Source organism: Acidithiobacillus sp. M4-SHS-6 (assembly GCF_047421495.1).
GTDB lineage: Bacteria > Pseudomonadota > Gammaproteobacteria > Acidithiobacillales > Acidithiobacillaceae > Acidithiobacillus.
The window spans coordinates 1,687,059-1,711,483 of sequence record NZ_CP175559.1; the positions used below are offsets into that span (position 1 = coordinate 1,687,059).

28 protein-coding genes are annotated in these 24,425 nt (G+C 50.7%); 11 read left to right on the plus strand and 17 right to left on the minus strand.

Annotation, left to right across the window (positions count from 1 at the left end):
* Nucleotides 1-89: 89 nt before the first annotated feature.
* On the plus strand, nt 90-5,030 hold the full coding sequence (locus tag ACJU26_RS08570) for a DEAD/DEAH box helicase (protein ID WP_414039272.1): 4,941 nt from the start codon (nt 90-92) through the stop codon (nt 5,028-5,030).
* A gap of 6 nt (nt 5,031-5,036) precedes the next feature.
* Nucleotides 5,037-5,951 carry a hypothetical protein gene (locus ACJU26_RS08575; protein ID WP_414039273.1) on the plus strand — a complete coding sequence of 305 codons (915 nt, stop codon included), beginning with the start codon at nt 5,037-5,039 and terminating at the stop codon, nt 5,949-5,951.
* 35 nt (nt 5,952-5,986) lie between these two features.
* Here the strand turns inward: ACJU26_RS08575 and ACJU26_RS08580 are convergent, their stop codons facing one another.
* The 10 genes from ACJU26_RS08580 to ACJU26_RS08625 all read right to left on the minus strand — a co-directional run bounded on the left by ACJU26_RS08580 (nt 5,987) and on the right by ACJU26_RS08625 (nt 12,615).
* The gene (locus ACJU26_RS08580) at nt 5,987-7,033 is read right to left on the minus strand and encodes a hypothetical protein (protein WP_414039274.1); all 1,047 of its coding nucleotides are present in this window, start codon (nt 7,031-7,033) and stop codon (nt 5,987-5,989) included.
* A gap of 29 nt (nt 7,034-7,062) precedes the next feature.
* Nucleotides 7,063-7,386 (minus strand): helix-turn-helix domain-containing protein, encoded by a 324-nt coding sequence (locus tag ACJU26_RS08585; RefSeq protein WP_414039275.1) that lies wholly within the window; start codon nt 7,384-7,386, stop codon nt 7,063-7,065.
* Nucleotides 7,387-7,474: 88 nt separating this feature from the next.
* Nucleotides 7,475-7,894, minus strand: a complete 420-nt coding sequence (locus ACJU26_RS08590; protein ID WP_414039276.1) for a hypothetical protein — start codon at nt 7,892-7,894, stop codon at nt 7,475-7,477.
* 437 nt (nt 7,895-8,331) lie between these two features.
* Nucleotides 8,332-9,450 (minus strand): SIR2 family protein, encoded by a 1,119-nt coding sequence (locus ACJU26_RS08595; protein ID WP_414039277.1) that lies wholly within the window; start codon nt 9,448-9,450, stop codon nt 8,332-8,334.
* 16 nt (nt 9,451-9,466) lie between these two features.
* Nucleotides 9,467-10,126, minus strand: coding sequence for a GIY-YIG nuclease family protein (locus ACJU26_RS08600; protein ID WP_414039278.1), 660 nt, complete (start codon nt 10,124-10,126; stop codon nt 9,467-9,469).
* 48 nt (nt 10,127-10,174) lie between these two features.
* Nucleotides 10,175-10,495 (minus strand): Mpo1-like protein, encoded by a 321-nt coding sequence (locus ACJU26_RS08605; RefSeq protein ID WP_414041959.1) that lies wholly within the window; start codon nt 10,493-10,495, stop codon nt 10,175-10,177.
* Nucleotides 10,496-10,500: 5 nt separating this feature from the next.
* Entirely contained in the window at nt 10,501-10,704 is a 204-nt protein-coding gene (locus ACJU26_RS08610) for a type II toxin-antitoxin system HicB family antitoxin (protein WP_414039279.1), read from the minus strand.
* Between the two features lie 298 nt (nt 10,705-11,002).
* Nucleotides 11,003-11,215, minus strand: a complete 213-nt coding sequence (locus ACJU26_RS08615; RefSeq protein ID WP_414039280.1) for a hypothetical protein — start codon at nt 11,213-11,215, stop codon at nt 11,003-11,005.
* On the minus strand, nt 11,212-11,811 hold the full coding sequence (locus tag ACJU26_RS08620; protein ID WP_414039281.1) for a hypothetical protein: 600 nt from the start codon (nt 11,809-11,811) through the stop codon (nt 11,212-11,214). Before ACJU26_RS08620 ends, ACJU26_RS08615 begins: the two co-directional genes overlap by 4 nt.
* Nucleotides 11,812-12,015: 204 nt before the next feature.
* Nucleotides 12,016-12,615: a prepilin-type N-terminal cleavage/methylation domain-containing protein gene (locus tag ACJU26_RS08625; RefSeq protein WP_414039282.1), complete on the minus strand. Its 600-nt coding sequence runs from the start codon at nt 12,613-12,615 to the stop codon at nt 12,016-12,018.
* Between the two features lie 457 nt (nt 12,616-13,072).
* On the opposite strand from ACJU26_RS08625, the gene ACJU26_RS08630 reads away from it, so the two are divergent.
* From ACJU26_RS08630 to ACJU26_RS08650, 5 genes are all read left to right on the plus strand, one after another.
* Nucleotides 13,073-13,648, plus strand: coding sequence for a tetratricopeptide repeat protein (locus ACJU26_RS08630; RefSeq protein WP_414039283.1), 576 nt, complete (start codon nt 13,073-13,075; stop codon nt 13,646-13,648).
* A gap of 49 nt (nt 13,649-13,697) precedes the next feature.
* On the plus strand, nt 13,698-13,922 hold the full coding sequence (locus tag ACJU26_RS08635; protein WP_414039284.1) for a superinfection immunity protein: 225 nt from the start codon (nt 13,698-13,700) through the stop codon (nt 13,920-13,922).
* A gap of 576 nt (nt 13,923-14,498) precedes the next feature.
* Nucleotides 14,499-14,849, plus strand: a complete 351-nt coding sequence (locus ACJU26_RS08640; protein ID WP_414039285.1) for a hypothetical protein — start codon at nt 14,499-14,501, stop codon at nt 14,847-14,849.
* A gap of 339 nt (nt 14,850-15,188) precedes the next feature.
* The gene (locus ACJU26_RS08645) at nt 15,189-15,935 is read left to right on the plus strand and encodes a complement resistance protein TraT (RefSeq protein ID WP_414039286.1); all 747 of its coding nucleotides are present in this window, start codon (nt 15,189-15,191) and stop codon (nt 15,933-15,935) included.
* 157 nt (nt 15,936-16,092) lie between these two features.
* Entirely contained in the window at nt 16,093-16,368 is a 276-nt protein-coding gene (locus ACJU26_RS08650; protein WP_414039287.1) for a hypothetical protein, read from the plus strand.
* Nucleotides 16,369-16,576: 208 nt separating this feature from the next.
* Here ACJU26_RS08650 and ACJU26_RS08655 read toward each other — a convergent pair whose 3' ends face one another.
* The 3 genes from ACJU26_RS08655 to ACJU26_RS08665 all read right to left on the minus strand — a co-directional run bounded on the left by ACJU26_RS08655 (nt 16,577) and on the right by ACJU26_RS08665 (nt 20,074).
* The gene (locus tag ACJU26_RS08655) at nt 16,577-17,527 is read right to left on the minus strand and encodes a hypothetical protein (protein WP_414039288.1); all 951 of its coding nucleotides are present in this window, start codon (nt 17,525-17,527) and stop codon (nt 16,577-16,579) included.
* Nucleotides 17,528-17,760: 233 nt separating this feature from the next.
* Nucleotides 17,761-18,606 (minus strand): hypothetical protein, encoded by an 846-nt coding sequence (locus ACJU26_RS08660; RefSeq protein ID WP_414039289.1) that lies wholly within the window; start codon nt 18,604-18,606, stop codon nt 17,761-17,763.
* A gap of 121 nt (nt 18,607-18,727) precedes the next feature.
* Complete coding sequence (locus tag ACJU26_RS08665) at nt 18,728-20,074, minus strand: DNA methyltransferase (RefSeq protein ID WP_414039290.1); 1,347 nt, start codon at nt 20,072-20,074, stop codon at nt 18,728-18,730.
* Between the two features lie 568 nt (nt 20,075-20,642).
* Here ACJU26_RS08665 and ACJU26_RS08670 point away from each other — a divergent pair.
* A complete protein-coding gene (locus tag ACJU26_RS08670) occupies nt 20,643-21,077 on the plus strand; it encodes a hypothetical protein (protein ID WP_414039291.1) in 435 nt (144 codons plus the stop codon).
* 63 nt (nt 21,078-21,140) lie between these two features.
* On the opposite strand, the gene ACJU26_RS08675 is transcribed toward ACJU26_RS08670, so the two are convergent.
* Nucleotides 21,141-21,359 carry a hypothetical protein gene (locus ACJU26_RS08675; RefSeq protein WP_414039292.1) on the minus strand — a complete coding sequence of 73 codons (219 nt, stop codon included), beginning with the start codon at nt 21,357-21,359 and terminating at the stop codon, nt 21,141-21,143.
* Between the two features lie 144 nt (nt 21,360-21,503).
* Here ACJU26_RS08675 and ACJU26_RS08680 point away from each other — a divergent pair, with 144 nt between their 5' ends.
* A complete protein-coding gene (locus tag ACJU26_RS08680; RefSeq protein ID WP_414039293.1) occupies nt 21,504-21,800 on the plus strand; it encodes a hypothetical protein in 297 nt (98 codons plus the stop codon).
* Nucleotides 21,801-22,069: 269 nt separating this feature from the next.
* Entirely contained in the window at nt 22,070-22,276 is a 207-nt protein-coding gene (locus ACJU26_RS08685; RefSeq protein ID WP_414039294.1) for a hypothetical protein, read from the plus strand.
* Nucleotides 22,277-22,388: 112 nt separating this feature from the next.
* Here ACJU26_RS08685 and ACJU26_RS08690 read toward each other — a convergent pair whose 3' ends face one another.
* The 3 genes from ACJU26_RS08690 to ACJU26_RS08700 form a co-directional block, all read right to left on the minus strand.
* The gene (locus ACJU26_RS08690; RefSeq protein WP_414039295.1) at nt 22,389-22,658 is read right to left on the minus strand and encodes a hypothetical protein; all 270 of its coding nucleotides are present in this window, start codon (nt 22,656-22,658) and stop codon (nt 22,389-22,391) included.
* Nucleotides 22,633-22,875: a hypothetical protein gene (locus ACJU26_RS08695; protein ID WP_414039296.1), complete on the minus strand. Its 243-nt coding sequence runs from the start codon at nt 22,873-22,875 to the stop codon at nt 22,633-22,635. The genes ACJU26_RS08690 and ACJU26_RS08695 overlap by 26 nt, the downstream gene beginning before the upstream one ends.
* Nucleotides 22,876-22,987: 112 nt before the next feature.
* Entirely contained in the window at nt 22,988-23,605 is a 618-nt protein-coding gene (locus ACJU26_RS08700) for a hypothetical protein (RefSeq protein WP_414039297.1), read from the minus strand.
* A 123-nt stretch (nt 23,606-23,728) separates the two neighbouring features.
* On the opposite strand from ACJU26_RS08700, the gene ACJU26_RS08705 reads away from it, so the two are divergent.
* Nucleotides 23,729-24,403: a hypothetical protein gene (locus tag ACJU26_RS08705; RefSeq protein WP_414039298.1), complete on the plus strand. Its 675-nt coding sequence runs from the start codon at nt 23,729-23,731 to the stop codon at nt 24,401-24,403.
* Nucleotides 24,404-24,425: the final 22 nt, after the last annotated feature.

Below are 24,425 nucleotides of genomic sequence, written 5' to 3' on the forward strand. Positions count from 1 at the left end.
CCTTGAAGGATGCGCCGCCAGGGCCAGCACCTTGGCGGGTAACGTGCTATATTCCGCAAAATCCCCATCCACAAAAAACGAGACACCGCATGACCGCCCTGCAAGACCTGCTCCAATCCTTCCGTGACTCCGCCCAGAATGAACGCGACAAGGGCACCCTGTTTGAACATCTGGCCGTCGCCTACCTGCGCCATGAACGGTTCTACGCCGATTATTACGAGCAGGTCTGGACCTATGCGGACTGGGCAGCCACCCAGGACCTGAAAAAACGCGATAGCGGCATTGATTTGGTCGCCCAGGTGCGCGGTACCGGCGAGTTTCACGCCATCCAGTGCAAGTTCTTTGCCCCGGACTACCGGGTCCAGAAGGCGGACATCGATTCCTTTTTCACGGCTTCCGGCAAAAAGACCTTCGCGCACCGACTCATCATTACCACCACGGACCACTGGAGTGAAAACGCCGAAGACGCCTTGCGCGACCAGCAGCCACCGGCCCAGAAGCTCACCCTGCATGATTTGGAAGACAGTCAGATTGACTGGGCACAGTTTTCCGCGTCCCGTGACCAGGTGGTTCTGAAGCCCAAAAAGACCCTGCGGGAACACCAGCAACGCGCACTGGAAGCCGTGACCCGCGGCTTGACTCCGGCCGACCGGGGCAAACTCATCATGGCCTGCGGCACCGGCAAGACTTTTACCAGCCTGAAAATTGCCGAAGCCTTGACGGGCGCAGGCAAGCGGGTTTTGTTCCTGGTGCCCAGCCTGTCCCTTTTGTCACAGACCCTCACCGAATGGACCCAGGAATCGACCATTCCCCTGCACAGCTTCGCCGTGTGTTCCGATAGCGATGTGGGCAAGAAACGCAGCAAGGAAGATGACGCCATCACGGCGGCCATTTATGAATTGCGCTATCCCGCGACCACGGAGGCCAAGCGCCTGGCCGATGCCCTGCACCAACGCCATGATGGCACCCACATGACCGTCGTATTCAGCACCTATCATTCCCTGGCCGTCGTCCACAAAGCGCAGGCCGAATACGGCATCCCGGCCTTTGATTTGGTGATTTGCGACGAAGCGCACCGCACCACCGGGGCATCCTTTGCTGGCGATGATGATTCCGCCTTCGTCAGGATTCACGATGCCGAGTATATCCAGGCCCGCAAGCGGCTTTACATGACTGCCACCCCGCGCATCTACAGCGACATGGCCGAAGCCCGGGCCGAGCAGGAAAACACCACCCTCTACGGCATGAACAACACCGCCGTGTTCGGGGAGGAACTGTTCGTCATTACCTTTTCGGAAGCCGTCAAGCGGAAGTTGCTGGTGGATTACAAGGTCATCGTGCTGGCCGTGGAAGAATCCCATATCAACCGCAGGCTGCAAAATCTGCTGCGCGACCCCGACAATCAGCTCAAGATGGACGATGCCGCCAAAATCGTGGGCTGCTGGAAGGCGTTGGCCAAACAGGGATTGACGGAACAGGACGCCCAGCCCATGCACCGGGCCGTGGCCTTCTGTCAGGTCATCGAGCCGAGCTTCGGTAAAAAAAACCCCAAGGTCAGTTCCAAACAGATTGCGAGCATGTTCCAGGCCGTGGTCGAGGAATACCAGCAGCAGGAAGCCCTGGCGAATCCTGAGTCTGCCGGAAGTATCGCCAGCACCCTCACCTGTCAGGCGGAGCATGTGGACGGCGGCATGAATGCCGGAGAAAAGGAAGCCAGGCTCGACTGGCTGAAAGCGGACACCCCGGCGAATACCTGCCGGATTCTCAGTAATGTCCGCTGCCTGTCCGAAGGGGTGGATGTCCCCGCCCTGGATGCCGTGCTCTTTCTCACCCCGCGCAATTCCCAGGTGGACGTGGTGCAGTCTGTAGGGCGGGTCATGCGCAATGCGCCCGGCAAGGAGCGCGGCTATATCATCCTGCCCGTGGTCATTCCGGCGGGTGTGGAACCCCACGAAGCCCTGAATGACAACAAGACCTACAAGGTGGTCTGGGAAGTCCTGCAAGCCTTGCGCTCCCACGATGACCGCTTCGATGCCATGGTCAACAAGCTGGACCTGATAGGCAAAGACCCCAGCAAAATGGAAGTCATTGCCGTCACCGACAAGTTCCAGAAGCCCGCAAAGAAAACCAGCGCGGCCAGGAAAGCCGCCAACCGTGCGCGGGGTGGCGGGACCATTGGACAAAGGGACGACTCACCGGAAGTCGAACAAGTGGAAATGCCATTCGAGATTGGCGAAATCGAACGCGCCATCTATGCCAAACTGGTCCAGAAGGTCGGCAATCGCCACCACTGGGAGGATTGGGCCAATGACATTGCCAAAATCGCCCGCACCCATATTGACCGTATTCATGCCATCCTCGAAAACCCGGCCAACACCACAGAAAGGGAAACCTTTGCCGCTTTTGCGAAAGAACTGCGGGACGACCTGAATGACAGCATCCGGGATGACGAAATCATCGAAATGCTGGCCCAGCACCTCATTACCAAGCCGGTCTTCGATGCCCTCTTTGAGGGTTACAGCTTCGCCAGTCACAACCCCATGAGTCAGGCCATGCAAGCCGTGCTGGAGCAGTTGCAGGAACACCGGCTGGACAAGGAAGCGGACACCCTGCAAGCCTTCTATGAGAGTGTGAAAGAGCGGGCAAAGGGCATCGACAATGCCGCAGGAAAACAAAAGATTGTGGTGGAACTCTACGACAAGTTTTTCCGCAACGCTTTCCCGCGCATGACCGAACGGCTGGGCATTGTTTATACCCCCGTCGAAGTGGTGGACTTCATCCTGCACAGCGTTGCCCATTTGCTGGAAACCGAATTTGGGCAAACCCTGGGCAGCGAGGGTGTACATATTCTGGACCCCTTTACGGGCACCGGCACCTTCATCACCCGGTTGCTGCAAAGCGGCCTGATAAATCCGGCGCAACTGCCCTACAAGTACCAGCACGAAATCCATGCCAACGAGATGGTCCTGCTGGCCTACTACATTGCCGCCATCAATATCGAAGCCGCATATCACGGCATCATGGGCGGGGAGTACCAGCCTTTCGAGGGGATTTGCCTCACCGATACCTTCCAGTTGTACGAAAAGGAAGACCTGGTGGACAACATGGCGGCGCTGGAAGAAAACGATGCCCGCAGGCGGCGGCAAAAACGACTCGATATTCGGGTGATTGTGGGGAATCCGCCGTATTCGGCAGGGCAAACCAGTGCCAACGATAACAACGCTAATATCAGCTATCCACATTTGGATGAGCGGATTCAAGAAACCTACGCAAAACGCTCTGTGATGACTTCCGTGCGTCAGCTTTATGACAGTTATATCCGCGCCATTCGCTGGGCTTCTGACCGGATTGGGAATAACGGCATCATCGGTTTTGTGACTAATGCCGGGTGGATTGAAGCCAATCTGGCGGATGGTCTAAGGAAAGCCTTGGTCGAGGAGTTTTCCAGCCTGTATGTATTTCATTTGCGGGGTAATCAACGCACTTCCGGCGAACAGTCGCGCAAGGAAGGCGGCAAGATTTTCGGTAGCGGCAGCCGCGCCCCGATTGCCATATCCCTGCTGGTGAAGAACCCCAATGCCGCCGCTCCAGGCCAGATTTACTTCCATGACATTGGTGATTACCTCAGCCGGGAGGACAAGCTGGAAACCATTGCCCGCTTCGGTAGCGTGGCGGGTATCACCGAAGCCGACGCTTGGAACCACATTATCCCGGACGCGCACGGCGACTGGCTCAAACAGCGCGATAATAGTTTTATGGAGTTCATCGCTATGGGCGACAAAAAAGGTGATGGCACCAAGCTGTTCGAGAATTTTTCGCTGGGTGTTGCTACTGGTCGTGACACATGGTGCTACAACGCTTCCAGGCGGGCTGTGACCGACAACATGACGCGGATGATTGCTTTCTACAATCAGGAAACCGCCAGCTTCCAGAAAGTCTATGGCGGACTGGATAAAAAGGCCCGCGATGACGCCGTGGATGGCTTTATCGATACTGACCCGACTAAAATCAGTTGGACGCACAATCTCAAGGAAGAACTTGCCAAAGGGTGTCACTTTGCCTTTGAGCAGGCGAGTTTGACTTCCAGCCTGTACCGTCCTTTCACTAAGCAATGGCTGTATTTCAACCGCCGTTTTAATGAAAGGGTGTACCAGATGCCACGCATCTTCCCGGAGGCGGGGGTGGAGAATGTGGTGATTTGTGTTTCTGGAGTGGCCGCCCGGAATTTTTCCTGCCTCATAACCAATGCGTTGCCGTGCCTGGACAATATTGAAAAAGGCCAATGCTTTCCCCTCTATCTCTACGACACTGAGGCACCCGTAGCTGAAGACGACATTTTTGCACATAACGACGCATCCATTGAAAAATACAACCGCCGCGAGGCCATCACCGATGCCGGGCTGTCGCATTTTCGTGAAGCCTATCCGAATGAGGTCATCAGCAAGGAGGACGTGTTCTATTACGTCTATGGCCTTCTGCATTCACCGGACTACCGGGAACGCTATGCCGACAATCTCTCCAAGGAACTCCCGCGCATCCCACGGGTGAAAACGGCTGCGGACTTCTGGGCATTTTCCCAGGCGGGCCGGGACCTGGCGGCACTGCATTTGCACTATGAGACGGTGGAGCCCTATCCGCTGACCATCGAGCAGCGCGGCAAGCCCCTGGCGGGGAGCAATCCCCTCACCGATGCCGATTACCGTGTCGAGAAAATGAAGTACGGCAAGAACGGTAAGGAAAAAGACCTGAGCACCGTGCATTACAACGACAAAATTACCTTGACCGGCATCCCGCTGGAAGCCTATGGGTATGTCGTTAATGGCAAACCGGCGCTGGATTGGGTCATAGAGCGCCAATGCGTCAAGACCGATAAGGCGAGCAGGATTGTCAATGACGCGAATGCCTGGGCCACAGAAACCATGCACGACTACATGTATTCAATAGGACTGTTCTGCCGGGTGGTCACGGTTAGCCTGGAGACGATGAAGATTGTGCGGGGGTTGCCGGGGTTATCTATTGGTGAGGGGTAGTGAATTATGGAGTGGACAGCAATAGCTTCTGCTGCGGCAGCGATAGCAACTTGTGGACTGGCTGTGGCTACTGTATGGCTCGGTTGCGAGGCTAGAAAGTCAGCAAAGGCTGCTGAAAAATCCGTTGAACAATCCAGGAAAGCCGCTGACGCCACAAAGGACTTGGCAACTGAAACGGCTCGACTGGCAGAAGAAACCAAAAAGATGACGGATATTGAAGTCAAGCGAGACGAGTTCCTGCGCCGTCCGTATGTGATATTGGAAGAGGGCAGAATTACAGACTTGTCTCATGCCAAGATGAATATTGAAGGAAAAATAAGAAATATATCTGGTTCTCCGGCCTTAGAAGTGTATCTGAATTTCTATTGTCACAATATGCCGACAGAACAACTGTCACAGGATTCTGGTGAGGGCAACGACAACAAGGTGATTTCGTGGTTGTTTGCGAGTGGAGAACTGTTATCCGATGGAATAGGCCCGAACGATACTAAAGAACTCAGATTAGATTTTCAACGGATTGATATAACATCCAATGATAATAACCTGCGTCTGCATGAATTTACGAATATAAACACAACAATAACATCGGCCGGCGAAGAGTTTGCTCGATATTCTCTTTGGAATGCAGTAATATCGTACAAAGGAATCAATGGCGAAAGTTATTTCTCTGTATATAAGTACAAATTTAATCCCAGCGTGGGTGGTGGTCATGTTACTGCTAATTTCGTATTCTCTGGGTTTTATCGCGGTATCTATGACCAAGACGGCAATGGGCATAAGTTTATCCAATATCGAGGATTTCCTAATGTGGATATGTCTCCACCTTGGGATGCAGTGGGGCGCTCTGACAGAAACAACAGGAGAATTTTACAGGTATACAAGGATGCTCTCCGGGATTCTACACCTACCCAAAACGATTAGGAACCGTAATTGAGTAGGCGCTCGCCCCGGTTTTACTAAGAATTATTTACCGCAGATATTTTCATGGCAAGCTCATGTAACTTGAGCGCACCTGCATCGACTGTTTTTTTGTCAATAGATAGGGCATTGTTTGCTGCGACTTTGGCCTTTGCGTATTCTATTGCTGTTGTATTGTTTATAACGTTACCGAATGGGCCTATTCTTAACAAATATTTTTCATCATTAAGGCATTCCTGTGCATTTTTCCTGTACATGCAAGAGCTTTTGTACAAAGCCATCGCCGTATTGAATTTTTCCGATAGAATGTTTTTTTCATCATTTATTTTGCCGGTTTCCAACCTATTCTCTTTTTCTATATGCTCAAAGATATGTATTACTCTGTCTCTCTGATATTTATTAACAGATACATTTGTAGCGCAATTTTGCCATATATAATGGGGAACTCCACGATTATTTTCTAGCGTAATATACCTTAAACACTTACTGTAGTAATTGATATATGCATTGTACCCCTGTTTAAGGTTGTTACTGTAGGCAGGTAAGTCATGGGAAAACAAAATGTATGACCTTATGCTGCCATATAGTTTTTTTCCATACTCACCAAGACTTGTCATTAATTTGTTTGACCGCAAAACCAGCCTTCTGTGTTGTGCTGCAATTTTCAGGCTGTTGATGTCTGAAACAAGCTGATGGTCTGTAACTTTATTGAAGCTGTACCTGTTAGCGTTAGAATACATAATCAATTTAGTGCGTTTAATGTTCCCTGATAATGTCAAACTAGAAAACGGCCCGTCAGCGAGTGGCTCGCTACTTCTTGTCTGGAAGCTGAACACTCGGTTGTTTATGGTTCCATTATACATTTGATAAATATATTTCAATGTGTCGCCGTCGTTATCATTAACCTGATAAGCAATGTACCCGTTGATATGCCCAGGTGACGATTCAACCATCCTTATGTAAAGCAGTCCATCTTTTATGTTTTTATCAGCGTAAAATGATGAAACATGCAAATCGTTTGTTGACGAACAACCAATGAGCGGTAATGCAAGCAATGCACCAACAAAAAAGCGCCATCCCTTCATATCTATCACACCTTACTTAAATAATGCGGCTATATGCTAATATTTGAACCTGACAGGCAGCTACTTTGAATTATTTGTTTCTCGGTCATCCGTATCCGCAAATTGTTGAATCCGCCCATCGCCTGAATATGGCTGCGTAACGCGGACAAATACATATCGGGACGCTTTTCCATCTTGGCAATAGCGGGTTGCTGAACGCCCGGAATATCCGCCAGGGTTTTTTGTGAAAGTCCCCGGGTCAAACGAAGCTCTTGCGACGGCATTTCTCGCTGCATGACCTGGGCTTTTGCCGCCGACCGGGATTGTGCATCGGCGGACGTGCGGGACCGCAGTGTTGAAAAGTTTTTAGTCATCCAGGCCATCCTTCGCAGATACTCAAAGTGCCCAAACTTGGGTGGTCTTGCTACCGCGCTATCATCAAGGATTAAAGCGAAGGAGCACTCAAAAAACAGGGGGTATTCCTCCCAACCCCAGAACTGAGCCCTCATTCTCAATGAAGTCGAGCCAGTCCATGAAATCATTTTCCGACATTTTTCCCAAGCGTTCAATATCCGTGCGAGATTGGACGGATGCAAGCATGTTGAAAAGCGCTGCAAATGCTGTTAGTTGGTAATGAAAAGAAGCCCAGGCAGGAGTTTCCAGCAAATCCTGCTTTGCTGAAATTGGTGCCCATTCATGGAACTCATCAGGAAGTGGAGGATTGTCGGGAACGGACCTCCCGATTTCTTGGAGCAAGTAATGGTAATTTTCCAGAGCATACCGGAGCTTCTCGCCAACATAGGTGAGTGGCACACCATATCTTGACTCGTTCTTCTCATAGGCCGGGCCATTTGTGCTTTTCATCAGGTCTTCAATATCCATGTGTTACCCTCTGCTTATTTACCGCCCGGGGCAGTATTCGATGGCTCAGAGCGTGCGGCATCTCAACACTGACGTGTAACATTCCGCGGCCTCTCTTACCGCAGCACACTCTGGCCTTTGACCAGAATACTCCCACCAAATCTGAAAATAAATCACGGCTCCCGTAACCTCCCGTAACAAGGCTCGAATAGTGCCTCCTGTGTCAGCAGGGTTGTCGCCTCCCTGCAATGGAGCACCACGACAGGGGCGGCAAATCCTTTGGTGGCTTTCGTGCAATACTGCACGAGACGGAACCGAGTGTCGATGAAGAAGCGGGTTCCGTATAGCCCCACGTATCCGCTGGAACTGTTCTGCCATGTGGTGACAGTCAGCATGGAGACCCTGAAGGTTATGCGGTGGTTGCCGGACGTCGGCTAGAATGCATTTGGGGAATAGCTTTAGGATACTCCCAAATGGTTCAGGATAAGACGCATTGAAACGTCATTTGTTAATGGGAAACCGGAAGTCTCAACAAGCACCTTTGAGTCTCCTGACTTCCAGCCGCTAGTACCATGCACGGTCCAGAACTTAACATCTGGCAGAGCCGCGAACACCTCTCTCGGTGGATACTCTAAGTCTGACTTAGTGATATACGCAACCCTCAAATTGGGGTTCCGGTATGCGACCGCAAGTTGCTCATTAACATGAGAATCATTTCCACCGTATCCGATTATTAATATGCGCTTTACATTTTGGCTAATATTTTTTAGCTCACGCATATATTCCCCCATGACTGGCATATTTGAAATCAAATTAGATTTGTCAGTGCCTGAGATTATTGTTGAAGCTATTAAGTGCCGACCATCTTTGCTTATCAAGCAGCACTTTGGTTCGCCGGGCGCGTTATCAAGACCAAAACGTGCATTGGTAGCAGGCACCAATCCTGAATGCTTTAAGATTGTATCTTTGCTTGGCATAGAATAAAAAATGCTCCCATGCAGGTGTGCCAGTATATGCTCCTTTGACTTTATCGCTGACGCAAGGCTATCGGAACAAAATGTTTCAGGGTGAACATGTTCTTTGCTAGACGAAAAACCATCTGATAACGTTACGCCTAGCCGATTCGCGTAGTCTTCGGCAACTGAGTCATAATTCAAGGTAAACAGCAAAAGTCTGTACCTTTTATATAGCTCCTTGTAATTTGCTTCTCCATGCTCACTCAACTTTGGTTCGATTCGGAATGTGTCAATAATAGTATTGATGGTCACTGTGTGAACATCATAGGGATGGGCCGCACACCGAAATCCGCTTAGATGAATATTTTCTAAGTAACCCAGAAATTGTTCATAATTACTATATTGCCTTGAATAGCATCTTACTTGATGGAAGTACAGGGATAAATTCTGACTTTTCCTATAGCCGCTGCACACAGACTCTACATCATCAACCCATGGAGAATCCCACTCGTCGCACATTGCTAATCGTTCAGTTATATCTACGACCCCAGGCATACCTGCGTGAATACTGGCTCCGGCACCTAGAATAACAAGCAGGTCTTCTTTTGTAGAATTATTCATAACCAGTTGGCTCCCATCAGATGCTCAATATTTCTTTCCCAACATTGTTGTCCGACGATTCGCCAAACTGCTCATCCTCCATACGCTTCCTGCGTTCGTCCAGCAATTCCCCCTCGAACATCCAGTATTCGGAACCGCTGGCAGTGGGTGTCTTGTAGCCAAGGCCATGTAGGGCTTTCAGGGCTGCGGCGGAGAGGCTTTGAATTTCGTCCTGAAAATTGACTCTCCCGGCATCCACAACCGTGGCCGTCAGGGATTCATCCCGCGAGAACGTGAGGACATCCCCAGGGTGGATGCCCAATGCCTCCAGCCGGATGCGTGGCCGTCTGGCCTTGGCTCTTTCCAGGGCCTGCTGCTCTTCCTGGTCTATCTCGGCTGCCCCCGGAGTAATTTCGGTAAACTCGCCAATACTGATGGCCAGCACGACCTTCTCCGGGTCCACCTGAAAAAATTCTCTTTTGGGGTTGATACGGTTTTCCGCAAAAAGCTGATGCAGCGTCTTTTCCAGTTTGGGGGCGTCCTTCACCTCAGCGGCAAAGTAGCACTCGAACGGTAAAGGCACTCCCGAATGGGTGCTGAGTTGGGCCATGCGGGATTCAACCCTATCCGTGGTCCGGCCAATCTTGACCAGGCCCGGCATGGCCTCATTGGTCAGAATGTAGATGATGTCAGGCATCCGCTAAACCTCCATAACGCATATCGGGACGAGCCAAGCCGCACCATGCTACAAGTTCCGCTTGCGAACGATAATCTCCCACCACAGCCGCCAATCACCCATGAAACTGAATAGGGGATACTTGAATGTGGCGGGTTTGTTGTGTTCAAAGAAAAAGTGCCCTACCCAAGCGAATAGATAACCTTGCAATAGCGCCACAAGAAGCAGCCACCACCACGCGGATAGGGGGGCAACCAGCACCAGAACCAACGCCGTGGTGGTGCCCACAAAATGCAACCGTCTCGATACCGCATTCTGATGCTCACTCAAGTAAAACGGGTAAAACTCTGCGAAAGTTCGATAGCGCTTGGGGACACTCATATCGCTCACCGGCTTCAAACAGCAATCTCCATGACCTTGTTTTTGTCGGAAACCGGAATATCCCGAATATCCACTGACAAGCACCCCTCTATCGCTTCATACAGGTTGCCGAGCAGCTCCTCAAAGGTCTCTCCCTGCGTGGCACAACCGGGAATAGCCGGAGCTTCCGCCCAATAACCTCCCTCTTCCGCCTCATGTACGACCACTTTCAGTTTCATGGCAACACATTCTTCCTTGAACCAACGATATACTGAGTACTATATCACTGCTGACACAAGCCCGTATCAGAGGGTGCCACCCATCAACAGAACATGTGCAGAGTTTACCGTTGAAAAAAACCTGACCGCCGAGCGCCCACTCAATTGCTGCCAGTGCGCTCGGTTTGCCCGTGAACCTTGCAGGTGATGCAACCCGAAGCGGAAGATTCCCGCCAAGGTGTCCAATGCGAACGATGACCTTGAGAGCCATGGAGGGCAGGGTCTGACATGGTCACGCCCCTGCCCCCATGGTTCCCGCTCAGGCGTGCCGCACGGTGTGATGACCGGAGTTGGCAGCCGTCTGGTCCTGGTTACGGCGCATGGCGTAAAGGGCCTGTAGTTCACTGCGCACCACGTTCAGTTCCATGTCGATACTTACTATCGGCGCTTCCCGTTCTTCCCGGCGATGGAGCAACTGATGCCGCCGGTTCTGGAGGGCCTGGATGCGTGCTTGCCGTTCTGTTTCGTTCATGGTTGTTCTCCTTTTGTCCGTCTGTGATTTTCGATACCCGTAAAGCACACGTCCTCAGAAAGGGGTGTGCGGCGATGGAAATACCCATGCTGACGCAGGGTATTTCCGAAATGATGTAACAGCGCGGCGGCCATCAGGGTTTTGAGGGGCACCCAAAACAGTCCATCCTGCCAACCGGCTCCGCCCACGCCAAAAAACCAGGCGTTGGTCCAATGGGTGGACATCCCTGCCCCGTACAGGTCGGGCACCAGCGTTCCCAGAAAAGCCAGGGGATAGACCATCGGCCAGGGCAGGCGGTCGCCCAGCAGGAACACCAATACCGGCCAGAGGATGATATTGGCCGTAAAGGTATGCAGCCCGGTGACTCCCCAATAGGCGGTACTGATGCCGATGGTCATGGCAAAGAGCAGAAAACCCAGAATGACATCCGGGTCCTTGATGCGCCGCAGGTAGGCGATGGACAGCGCGATACTGATGAGGGCGGGAAGCACCATGCCTTCCTGTGTGCGGGCATCGCTCAGATAAGTGACGATGGGCCATGCCTGAAAGCGCAGGGTTTCCAGATGGAGCCAGGCGCTGAAATCCGGATAAAACATTATCCAGCCCTCCCGTTAAGAAGAACGGTAATCGTGCCTTGAGGCATAACCATCATGGGGATTTCCTTGGGTGTCCAATGGTTTTGGAAATGAGCGATAAATAGCCTAATCGGGTTTGCTGTATTACTTCGCATAATCGAGGACACCTGTACGAGATGTCCTCTGTTATGCCCCGTCCGTTATTTAGGATGGGGGTGGATGGGATTAACCGTTGCCGTTGGTAACAGCACCACTCGCTCCGATAGTTACAGTGCAATCTACTGGGGTGGTTATTACTGTGTTAGGTGTTCCACACGCTCCCGGAAATGCTTGATTAATTGCATTGTCAGCATCAACTGCTGCTGTAAGACCACTTCCACCAGCAGTACCTGCAAGCTTTACTTTAACTGTCGCTGTATTGCCAGCTGTAAGGTTGGTTGTATTAATGGGGTCGGGGTTAACACCAATTTGTCCTGCAACGGTGCCATCTGTACCATCTACATATTCTGCGTTGGCTCCCTGTCCAGGCATCGGGTCATTCCCCTGCAATACTCCAGGTGTGCCCGCTGCCCCCTTCGCCCCAGCTACAGAAACTAACTGTGTTGATTGCCCTGCTTGCATAGCTGCTACTGCAGAAGTAGCAGCTGTTACTGCCTGATGAAAATCCTGCGCAACGTCTGCTCCTTGTGACGTAGCAATATACTTTTCATACTGCGGAATAGCGATGGCCGCCAGAATGCCGATGATGGCAATGACAATCATCAGTTCGATGAGGGTGAAACCGGCTTCAGCGGCCCGCTTCACTTGGTTGACTTTCATGCTCATGAGGATGCTCCTTGTGTGGTAAACCCGTTGGACAGCGACACTGGCGCTGACTGATTCTAATGTTGCAAGATATGTACCAGACGTTTCATATTCTGGAACGTATATTTTCAGTCTATTGATTTTACTGAAAAACAAATGGTTACTTTTTCAGAAACCATCGGGACAATATCGCAGCCCTGCGGTATTTCATGGTAAACACGATGAAGTGAAGCATCGGCTTCATCGTCAAAGTTGTGAATTCATCGTCACAACGATGAAATGAGATTTTTGCTTCACCGTGAAAACGATGAATTCATGGTCATCACGTTGAAATGACAGCTTTACTTCATCGTCAAAGAGGTGAATGCATCGTCGTGACGATGAAATCAGGGTATTTGCTTCATGGTCATGGCGATGAAGCGGTGATTTTGTGCTAATCTGCGATTTATCGCTCCCGCTTCCCCAAAGGAATATCAGAATGACCATCTCTCCGTCGGACACTGCCATTTTTGTCAGTACACAGACCGCCGCTTTGTTGACCGGCAAATCCATTCGGACCATCCATAACTGGTTAGGGAATACGGAAATTGCCGGAAAAGACGTGCCTGCGGGTCGTATTCCAGGGGGTGCGGCGAAGAAGATTGATTTGGTCAGTCTGGCAGAACATATCCCGTTGACCCTGACGGATACGCGGGTAGCTTGGATTATACAGGCCGATGCGGGTCAGCCCGAAGCCATGAAGATGGTGGGCCTGAGTTTTCATGAAGTGGACAACTACCCATTGGCCGTCGCCTGGTTTGAGGCGGCGGCCAAAAAAGGGGAAGCCGATGCCATGGATTTGCTGTCCTGGCATTACATCAATGGCTCGGGAGTCAAGAAAAACATTCCGGTGGGCGTGCTGTGGCTCGCCAAGGCGGCAGAGCTAGGGCTACCTACCGCGCTGATAAAATTGCAGCAGTTGGGTTTTGATGTGGGGCCGGTTCCGCTGAAAGAGGGTGTCGCCTTTTCGCCCACGGATGTGCATCTGCATAAAAAAGCAGGGGCGAAAGAATAGCCGTCTCCGTCAGGCCCAAACTTGAGGCAGGTTACAGGAAATAGCACCAATGGCACGCTGGTTTTTATACACGCCATCCGGCTTTGTTTTATTGTTGATACTGGCCTGTCTGGTCGGGCTGGTGGTTTATCTGTTGCCCGTCCTGCTGGCCTGGAGTCTGGGCCACCCGCATCTGGTGGGGGCCACCCTGCTGGACGTGTTTCTTGGGTGGACCGTCATGGGCTGGCTGGCAGTCCTGATATGGGTGCTCATGTTCGGTCGGGATGTGAAGTAATCTCCTCTGGAGAGCCGGGCAACGCATGCCCATCATGAACAACATTTAGCAAGCACGGAGGAGAAGTACCTTTGTTATCCTGAACGGTGGTGCAAAGACGCCAAGACCAGACAGGTTACTCTATGTTTACTGCCAGCGGCAGATAAATCCTGAATCAGCCCGGACCCCGATGCAAAGGGCTCCCAAGTGCGGTGTAAACATGTGGGACTCAGGGGTTGCCCTCTATTCTCACATGGCTCATGACGGCGCTCATTTATCTGGATGAAAGCGGAGACTTTGGGTGGCAGTTTACTCTGCCCTACAAGCGCGGCGGGTCCAGCCGGTTTCTTATTATTGGTCGCTCATTATCCCGCCAGATAAAGAAAATCTTCCCGAACGACGGCTGCGGCAAATATATAAACACCAACACTGGAATCCAGCGAAAGAAAAGAAATGGGCAGGGATGTTCACCTGGTGGGCGTTTGGCGTTCGCGCTCGGCGGCGGGCACGGCGGCAGGCGGCAACCATCCACAGCGCCATTATTGACCTGTCCGTAGTGGCAGCGTACAAAGTCAGAAAAGTATGGGGGGTTGCAGGATGGATGTTCAGGAAACCATTGAGGGTTTGCGTAGGCTGATAGAGGGCGCGATTGCGCCCAGCATTCGGGATATTCAGGGGCGTCTCGACAGCCTGGACAAAAACGGACAGGAGATTCGTGAGGAAATCCGCGACGGCAACGCCAGACATGAACGCCTGGAAACGCGCATGGATGCCCGCATGGACCGCCTGGACGCAAAAATGGATGGACTGGCAGAACGCATGGATAGCCGACTGGATACCCTGACTTCTGCCATTCTGTCCATGCGGCAACCCACCTATCCCGATGCCGTGCTCACCCGATTGGAAAAGCTGGAACGGGAAATTGAGGCCCTGCGAAAACAGAGATAGATTCACGGCCCACTTCTGTCCTATGTGCCAGTAATAGCACAGCCAGCCCCATCTTCTCATGGGACGCCATTCTGACGATGACATCGACAATTCAGTCATGCCATTAAAACACACCCCAATTCTCCTGTTCCGGCAATTAACCCACATTGATGGATGATATCGGTTGACCCGAGAATACGCAAACTCCCCGAGTTGACAAATCCCCATCCCGTCACGTAAAATGCTAATGGACTTTTGTCCCTATTAGTTTACATAAAAAGTCATATACAGGGCGGGTTGAACCATTCCAACGGGATATATCCGTCAACTTTATATCCGCAAAGCAAAGGAAGACGAGCCATGCAAAAAATCACTCATCTCTTGAAACCCGTTGTACTGACCACCGCCGTGGTTGCACTTTCCGGGTGCGCCGCCACGGAAATGGCCATCGAACACCGGAATCTGGCTGCGCAGAGCAAGATGTCGAATACCATATTCCTGACACCTGTTCCTCCCACGGAGCAAACGGTGTACGTGCAGCTTCATAATACGTCCGACCAGAACCTAAACATCCCGGCCTTGACCCAGGAGCTGGATGCCGAGCTTACCGCGCAGGGATACCGGGTCGTGCCGTATACGAAAGCGCATTACCTGTTGCAAGTCAATGTCCTGTCCATTGGGAAAACCACCGAAAGCGCCGCACAGGCAGCGCTGGGTCAGGGATACGGTGGTACGTTGGCCGGTGTTCTGGCCGGGGGTGCCATCGGAGGTGTGGCGGGCCAGTCCTATGAGGCTGCCGGAATCGGGGGATTGGCTGGTGGCGCCGTGGGTTTCCTCGCGGACTCCCTGGTCCATACCAACACCTATGGCATGGTGACCGACGTCCAGGTCGGCATCCGGCAGCGTCATGCGGTTAAACAAGGGACCCAGGCCAACCTACAGAACGGGACGTCCACAAAGACGCAACAGGATATCGTGCAAGTAGGTCACTGGATGTATTACCGGACCCGTATCGTGTCCACAGCCAACCAGACGGATTTGGCGTTCAAGAAGGCCAAGCCCGTTCTGGAGAATCAGTTGGTCCATAGTCTGGGCGGAATTTTCTAGCTTCGAGTTTCTCCACTCTACCCTGCCCCACTCCCCGGTTCTCTTCAACTGGGGAGTTTGCGTTTCCAGATATGGGGAACGCCCATACCTGAATATCCTGTTTCGACAACCCAATTTTCGGATTCCAGTAATGGATGAATGCGATTGGGGGATTTTCATGTATCTGTTGGAACGCGTTTGCCACGATTTCAATCCGGTGGTGCAGTATCTGGCACCGTATACGGTTAGCTATTGGGAATGGGGAGTTTGGGCGGTAGTGGGCATGGCTCTTTATCTGTCTTTTTATACCCTGGTGTGCATGAGAGTATCCTATTCAAGGACTGTACCCGTAATACCCAGCCTGATGGGTATGGCGCTATCCGGCTTGTTTGGTTTACCAGGACTGGCTGTGATGCTGACGATTACCAGCCTTTTTGTATTTGCAGCCGTCTGACGGGAGAATTGTTATGTCATTGATTGCCTGGATTTGTAACGAGTTAGGGCCTTACGCCGTAAGTACACAAGATTGGTGTTGTCTATATTTTACAGGACTTGTCGCGCAATTGCTGTTGCTTGGTGTAATAAACAATAACAGTAACGAGTTGCTATCAAACGATTTCAGGGGAACCGTATCGGGATTTCTTATTTTCGTCGGAACCATTTCAGTGAGCGCTTTTGGGGAACAGGCACTTTCTGTGCTGCAAATATTTCTTATTTTTTGGTTGGGATTTGGGATTCCAAAAGAAAAAGTTCGCTCTATTTCTGGCAACAAAGGATAATTGACAAGTTTTTGTCGAGACTTTAATCAACTCCTCACCGTTTCCAATGTATATATCATGTGTATATGGGTAACCCGTATAACCTGATTTTCCACATTTTTTTACTACCTGTTTACAACCGTTATTGAGACTTGTTTTCAACAATAAGCGATTATACAATGGCGTTTTATCTTTTATGAATAAAAGGTTCGGCGCCTGCAAAACACCAATCTCTCGCATAACGCCGTTTCTTAGTAGGGGCCAAAATGCAAATGCCAAAAAAATAAGCATCAAAATAACCGGTGGCGCAGAGACCAAAACAACATCCATATATTTTCGTCGCAACCGCATTATTCCCTCAAAAAGAACATTCATGAAGACTATAACCCCTAAAACAATATAACCAAGTGTATTGCTATAACCGTAATAAAATATGGGGCCAACGTTTATTATCAAGAACAATGCGAAAAATATCCCATAAAGAATCCATCCTTTTGTTGATTTCGCAAATCCGCAACATAAAGTGGGTATGCTAGCATAATATACAATAAATAGTACCGTAACGAACGTGACGGACAGTGCTTCCATGGAAATGACAAGGTAGTGTGAAATATTTTGGATAACGATGCCGTTGTAGGCATAAAAATAAATGACCATGGCTTGCCCAAAGAGCAAGGATAACAAGGCCAGTCGCTTCCCCTGGGTCCAGAGGAAATCCAGGTTATCCTTGTGCCGGAGAACTCGTGGCCACAGCTTCTCCTCTGGAACCTGACAGTCGGCCTTCGATGTTTCAGTTGAGCCCTTGCGTCGACAGCAGTCTTTACATTTACGGAAAAATTCGGTTATTTGACCCATGTCAAGAATTGCCCCAAACACAAGAAGAAGTTTCGAGAATAGATTACCGCCGCAAACAAGGCAAGTTCCTATTCAAACTTCGATAAATACCCCATTCTCTGAATCCGGTATCGTTGCCAGCGTAGCTTCAAGCTGGTTTCATGGTAAATCATGAACCAGATAGGAGTAATATTTCAGGGATTTTGGAATCTGGGCACTGCTGGGGAATCATCCGGACACGGGCAGCAACCGCTTCAACTCGTGCCCAACGTTTCCTGATTTCCTGATGATTCATGATGATACAACCCCAGTCGTTTAATGACATCTAAGAATTGCCAATATATCGGAGGAACCGGATTTTCCAGTCCGGGAACCTTGTCAACGGCTTGAACGGCGTTCCAGAGTATCCTGTACACCGAAGGAAGCGCCTCTACCGGAATTTCCGGTTTTTTCCGACCCTGATACAGGGAGACCAATGCGGACACAACCTTGGGAAGCCGGATTCTATCGACTTCCCCATGAACGGTGAGATAAGGAAATTTCCATGTGCGGGTATCTTCGGGATTACCCACATAGGCGAAACACCAACTCGGTAAACCCTTAAGCGTCAGGATATCCTCATCCCAATAATCGGTGTCGATGATATCGAAATAATCCTCCGGAAACACCAGGTCCTCCTGGGTATCCCCGAAATCATCCTGTCGTATTCCGGAGAAATTCAACCGCCACAACTGATGCTCATCAGGAACCACGGTATCCAGTCTTGTCCATAACCTGGTGGTATGTCCGAATTGGTGGATGTCCGCGGCATACAACCGAGTTCCGTCGGATATGGCCACCTTCGATACCCGCTCTTTTTTGGCGTATCCGATGCCTTGCGCCAAAGCTTTCCGGAATGCCCGACGTGAAGCCAGTTGCCCGGGTTTCTTGACTTCGACGATGCAATATTTTCGCATCCGATGCGTGAGTATCAAATCAGCCCGGTTTACTTGCCAAACCAGACTGGATACCGGCCAACCCAATACCTGGTGAAAAAAATAACCCAGGATGTTTTCGGCCACTTTCTCGGAATTGGTTCCAAACCAAACTCCCTGGGACAAGGATTCCTCCCGATATCGGAGAAAATCTTTCCACACGGATACAGTTTTCGAAAAATCAGAAAAGCTGGAAGCTTCCGGTTCTGTGGCGTACATATCCCGCGTATTACCGGAACGACAACTTTCATCCAATTGCGCGGGAAACCCCGGCATTTCGCTGGAACCCGTTAATCCAATGCGCCAGCCGCCGTTCCGCAATGGCGGCATATTCCGCAGACTGTTCGATGCCGACAACATCCTCCCAACCCGCCAATAATGCACCTATCATCTCGGAACCAGCCCCGGAAAACGGTACAAGCAACCTGCGAGGATTAACGTCCATTCTCTCCGGCGGCAACAACAAAGTGGCCAGTTGCCGGGTCAAATCAATGGGTTTCAACGTGGGGTGGCCATTCAACGCATCCAGCATACCCGCCTGTCTTTCCTTGGTGGACACCTTGGCCACATAGAAAAACCGGCTGGCGCCCCCCGCACTGGCAGGATAATCTCGCGTTATTTTCTCCGGAAACTCTCCGAGCGCGTTTCCTTTTCTTCTCCCGCGAAGTGTTCCCGCTTTATTGGCCCTGCTCTTGCGAATGCCCGATTGCGCATCGAGCATCTCCGCAGCCGCATCGTCCAGCAGGACATTGGCGGGCCAGCGACCATTATCTGGCGTAGAAAAGGGAATATCGCTTTGTCCCGCCCATGCTTTTGCCCCGGACGTGCGTCCGTAATTGTGGTGCGGCGGCTCTCCGGGTATCCGGCATCCGTCGATGTTCAACGCCCCGCATCCCCAATGCTGGACATTCTCGGCATAGGTTTTTTCGCCCGGCTTGCGACACAACAAAATCGGCTCGAAAGCAGGCTTCAAAGCCGTGCCATAGCCTGCCCATTGCGCGGATTCCGAACATCCCGGAACGGTTATTTCCCACTCACGGGACCAGGAATTCCCGCCGTGAGCAGCATTTGCAGATTCTTCCAGCAAAGACGTATCTTTCAGCGTGGGATGCTTACGGATACCGATGACTGGACGCTGGTTTTTCATGCGTTTGTCGATGGCCTTGCTGATGTCATGGTTCTTGGGGAACCCGCTGCCAAAAAGCCACATCAAGGTGTCCACCAGCACAAAGCCCGCATCCTCCAGCGCCACGGCCAATCGATGAAAGGTGCGGCTGCCACCAAAAGCCATCAGGTAAGCGCCGGGTTTCATGACCCGCATCACGGCCTCCCAGGTTTCCGGACGAAAAGCCACATCCCCACCATCCCAGGTTTGGCCCATGAAACCGGTTGAGTGGGTGTCCGTACCAACACGATGACGGCCATACGGTGTTTTACCACCATCTCCAGGCTGATTACTGCATTTTCGAGGACTTCCGCCACGCGAGTTTTGCGTGAGATGATAGGGCGGGTCACAAAGGACTGCATCAAAGTAGTTGTCCGGCATCCGCGAAATGGCCGTTATCAGGTCAGCGTTCAACGTTCGGAAAGTCATGACCGAGAAGTTCCAACTGTGCCAGACTTTTTCTGAATCGCGTCTGGAGTGATTCCAAACATAAATTGGTTTCCACTTCTTTGAGCGTGTGTACGGGTAATACCGGTTTCGGCTTCGTCAGCTACCCAATCCGCATCGCAAATCCTCCGCGAGGATTCCAAGGCAGTTTCCCCGGATGTATGGGATTTCCCGTCCGAATTCTGTGTGCGCATTTCGGACATGCGAGCCACAATTTCGGGCGTTATTTCCGGAACAGGCGCGAAAGCCACATAATTTTTCAGTTCCGCAGCACCGGAAATCTGTCCGATAACCGGGACACCACCGATAGTGAGCAACAAACACGTACCGATGGGGTGACACTGTGGCGTAATGGGTACCCATTGCCCAGGTTGGGGAGCAACATGATGTATCATCAAAAATTCCTTAAGTAACAGGTGATGCGTTATGCACCCTATTACCGGAACTTGATAATTGGGAAATCCGCCTGGCGAAACAATCAAAAATCAATTGGTGATTTTCGGTAATATCCACAGTCGGCAATGTCGCCGTGTGTATACAGGAGAATGTTATGGATACCGAGTTTTATATAGAAACCGTTCTGGTTCGACCGGAACGGTTTTTTCCAGAAATGTTTTACATCTCCCCCGTCACAGCGGATATGCTGCCCAGACCCCTCAGCGGCGAAACCCGGGACATAAGTGGGGTTTGGGTGAAAAATCCTCAGGAATTCTGTATGCCCGTGAAATATACCAAAATAGGAGACTGGGTACTGGCGGTTGCCGGATTTCGGTTCGGAACCGGCAGCCTCGCATGTTATGACGAGTATTGCCAATTCCGCATTCCCTGGGATGAATGTTGGTGGCCCACCATTCTTAACATGGAAATTTCGAGAAATACACTAGAGGACACGGTTGCCTTTCTCCAGAAAATCGGGTTAACCCGACACTTGCCAGCCCAATTCAGGAACGCATCCCTGAATTACCGTCTCCTAACACTGGATTGAAACAACACCCCGCAAAACGCGGGGCATTTTTTTGGAACCAGATATACCCGCCCACGAAACAATTTATCCCCTTTTCCAACGTATATGCCGTCCCAATATCCAAAACAGTAAACCGGAACCACCCGCAGCCAGTAAACCACCTACCGCATACCCCGCAGACAGACGCAACACCAAGAATTCCGCAGAATGTGCATGAAACAAGGACAGGTTGACCGCCATTACCAATCCGGCAATGGACATCAACAACAGGAATCCCGCCACACCCCACAAGATATACGCCATGGACTGAAACATCCTTTTCATAACGCCAATTACCGAAAAAGGAAAATTGATGCGTACATGTCCGGTATTCGGATGGACAGTAACCAATTTTCTTAATATTTCGGGTGCGGTAATAGGGTTAGTGTTCATATAAGGAGGTGTATTATGTTTAAAATCCACTGGCACTGGGACGAGGTCCCAGATAAATTGACAATCGGGACCCCTGTGAAGGGGTTCGATGCGGAATTCGGGACGATGGTGTGGGCGTACCGCACCATCGTTCCGGGAATAGCAGCGGTCTACGTAGTAGACCGCACACGTCCTTGGAGACCTTCCAAAGACGTGTACCGGGGAGAACTTCGGGGGTATCTCCCCCGTTGGATGGCCCCCATCCGGGATGTATACCGGATGGGGATTATGGAGGTACTTAAGGGCCTTATGAAGACGGCCCTTGATGACTAAAGGGAGAGGGGCGTTTGCCCCTCTCCCCGAAGCCCGCAGCGTTTTGCTGCGGGTTTTGTCTGTCCGGAATCCCGTACGAAGATTCCCGTCTGCGGCTGCGTCGGCGGCGTTTCTCGGTAATGACCAGGGCCCAAGCGGAAGAGGCTGGGCCCCGGTATGAGGAAGTCAACAACCCCACGGGCGCTTTCATTCCGTTTCTGATGGTCCTTAATCCCGACTTTCCGGTAAGACTCTTGCGATAATTTTGTCGCGTGTTTAAGGAGGTGTGTATGAAACAATTCTTCACACAAAAAGGGCATGGGGTTGTCGTGGATGAAGCCAACATACAGGAGGTAAAGGACTTCCACGGCTCAGGGGTGACCATTTACAAGGTCCAACTGACCAACGGTAAACAAGCCCTGGCGTTCGCTCAGGGTGAGAATCTCAGCCCAGAAGAACTCTGGAAGTCTGGGACGTTGGTTCTCGTGCCGATTTAAGATTCAACCGCCCATTTCGGGCGGTTATTTTTATCCAGATGCGCGGGAATCCCCGTCATTACTCCCGGGATAACCCAGTAAAAAACGGGACTCAAAAAAGTCCCGTCCAGATTTATTCCATGCAACTACGGATAAACTGCATCACCCCATCCTCAAGACCAAAGAACTTCGCAACTTCTTTGTCCGAGAAGGTGAATTCCTTCTCTTCATTAAACGATTGACCCCCTGTTTCCAATTCCGTCATCACGTCATATTGGTGCCAATAATACCCATCAAAACGGAATCCATCTTCGAACCCCAACCCCTCTTCGGGATACACCTGAACCTCATATAACTTCTTAATGGCCGTTATCAGGTCAGCGTTCAGTGTTCGGAAAGTCATGACCGAGAAGTTCCAACTGTGCCAGATTTTTTCTGAGTCGCGTCTGGAGTGATTCCAAACATAAATTGGTTTCCAATTCTTGGAGCGTGTGTACGGGTAATACCGGTTTCGGTAATGTTTCCAACTGTTTTAGTAGAAAAGCCATTTCGTCAGCTACCCAATCTGCATCGCAAATCCTCCCTAGCTTATCTATTACCATTTTGTCTTCCGTTATCATCTTCAGTCTCCTTAAACACACGGCGACATTGCCGATTGTGGATATTACCGAAAATCAACAATTGGCCATATCAAAAAAAGAAACCCCGCAATGGCGGGGTAGGTGCTTTCAGCTAACTGTGCAGTCTGCGAAAGAACCCGTCTGGAAACCGCACCAACTGATATATCATATCCATTGGTTCACCATCGTTATGAATGGTATAATCCGCAATGAACGTATCCAGTGCGGTTTCCGACGAGTGTCCGGACGCATCGCCAATCGCAGGCAGATTCTTGCGCAGGATGCGAACCAGAACGCCACTCTTCTGCTGAACCCCGAAATACTCATTCGGGAACCGTACATCAGTAATTACATAGTTATTCTGCGGGTTGTCCGTAATAACGTCCATCACGCTATTCACCCAGTATCCCTCATCCTGCATACGCCGTGCAGTTCCCAAGTCCTGAAGAAATGTCCGTATCCGCAAATCGCTGGCATTCTCATCCTTCCTGACGAACCCCATATCTGCCATCTTGCGATATACCACATATCGTACCTGCGTCCATTCCGAAAGATGAATGCTATCCACATCCTTGTTCTGAACGAGATACTCCAGGGACAAACCACTCATTTCCGAAGCTTCCCGGTACAACCTGTCTGCAAAAGATAACCGTTCAAAATCGAAACCCTTCAACAACCCTGCCAAGGTATCCTTACCGGAACGGGCCTTTCCCATCAAACCTATCAACATGACAATTCTCTCCTTGTGACTCACCAGGCCAACCCTGGATTTACACCATTACTGAAAACTTCGGATTGCCAATTTTCACATTCCGGTAAACAGCACAGGAAATCATCATGGAGAGAGGAACTCATGAGCAAGAAGCCCAATCTGAAACGATATAACCGACTCGACAAGTACAACCCATTTTGTCACGTCTGGTTCTATTCCAGCATCACTTTGTTAGTGTCCAGCTTAGGCATATACGGCACCCCAAAACTCATTGGATTCCACTCCTTCATCTCCATCGTGTGCAGTATGGCCCTTCTGATAGCGTTTAGTTCGCTTTTTTTCTTTTCCATGGCAGCTTTCGTGGCACTCGCCCAAGGAGAGTTTGAAAACCTATCATTCAGAATTCGCTTATCCATGGAACAACTGGATGAATTGCGAAATCTGAGCAGGATACATCCTGAGATTGCGCGATATCTGATGGATGTCCATGCCGCAGGGGAAACTCTAAAGAATATAGATTACGAAAATATCACATCCTATCTGCGCAAAAAAAACAAATACAATGCCGAACTCGAAAAAACCCAAAAGATAACACAACATGAATTGGATATCATGTCAGAATTGAGAACTACCGCCCATTCCAGTAGTCTAGGCATACCATTGCCGGACACTTTCCGTACCTTGATGCGGGACGCACATCAGGACTTTTTCGAAAAAGGCTTGAATCCAGCATTAAAAAATAACGATTGTACGGTACGCCCACACCATCGTTCCGAATTCCGCATCGAACCCCTTTACAGGGGTCCCCACCACTAACTTGTCGGGAAAATCGAAGCTT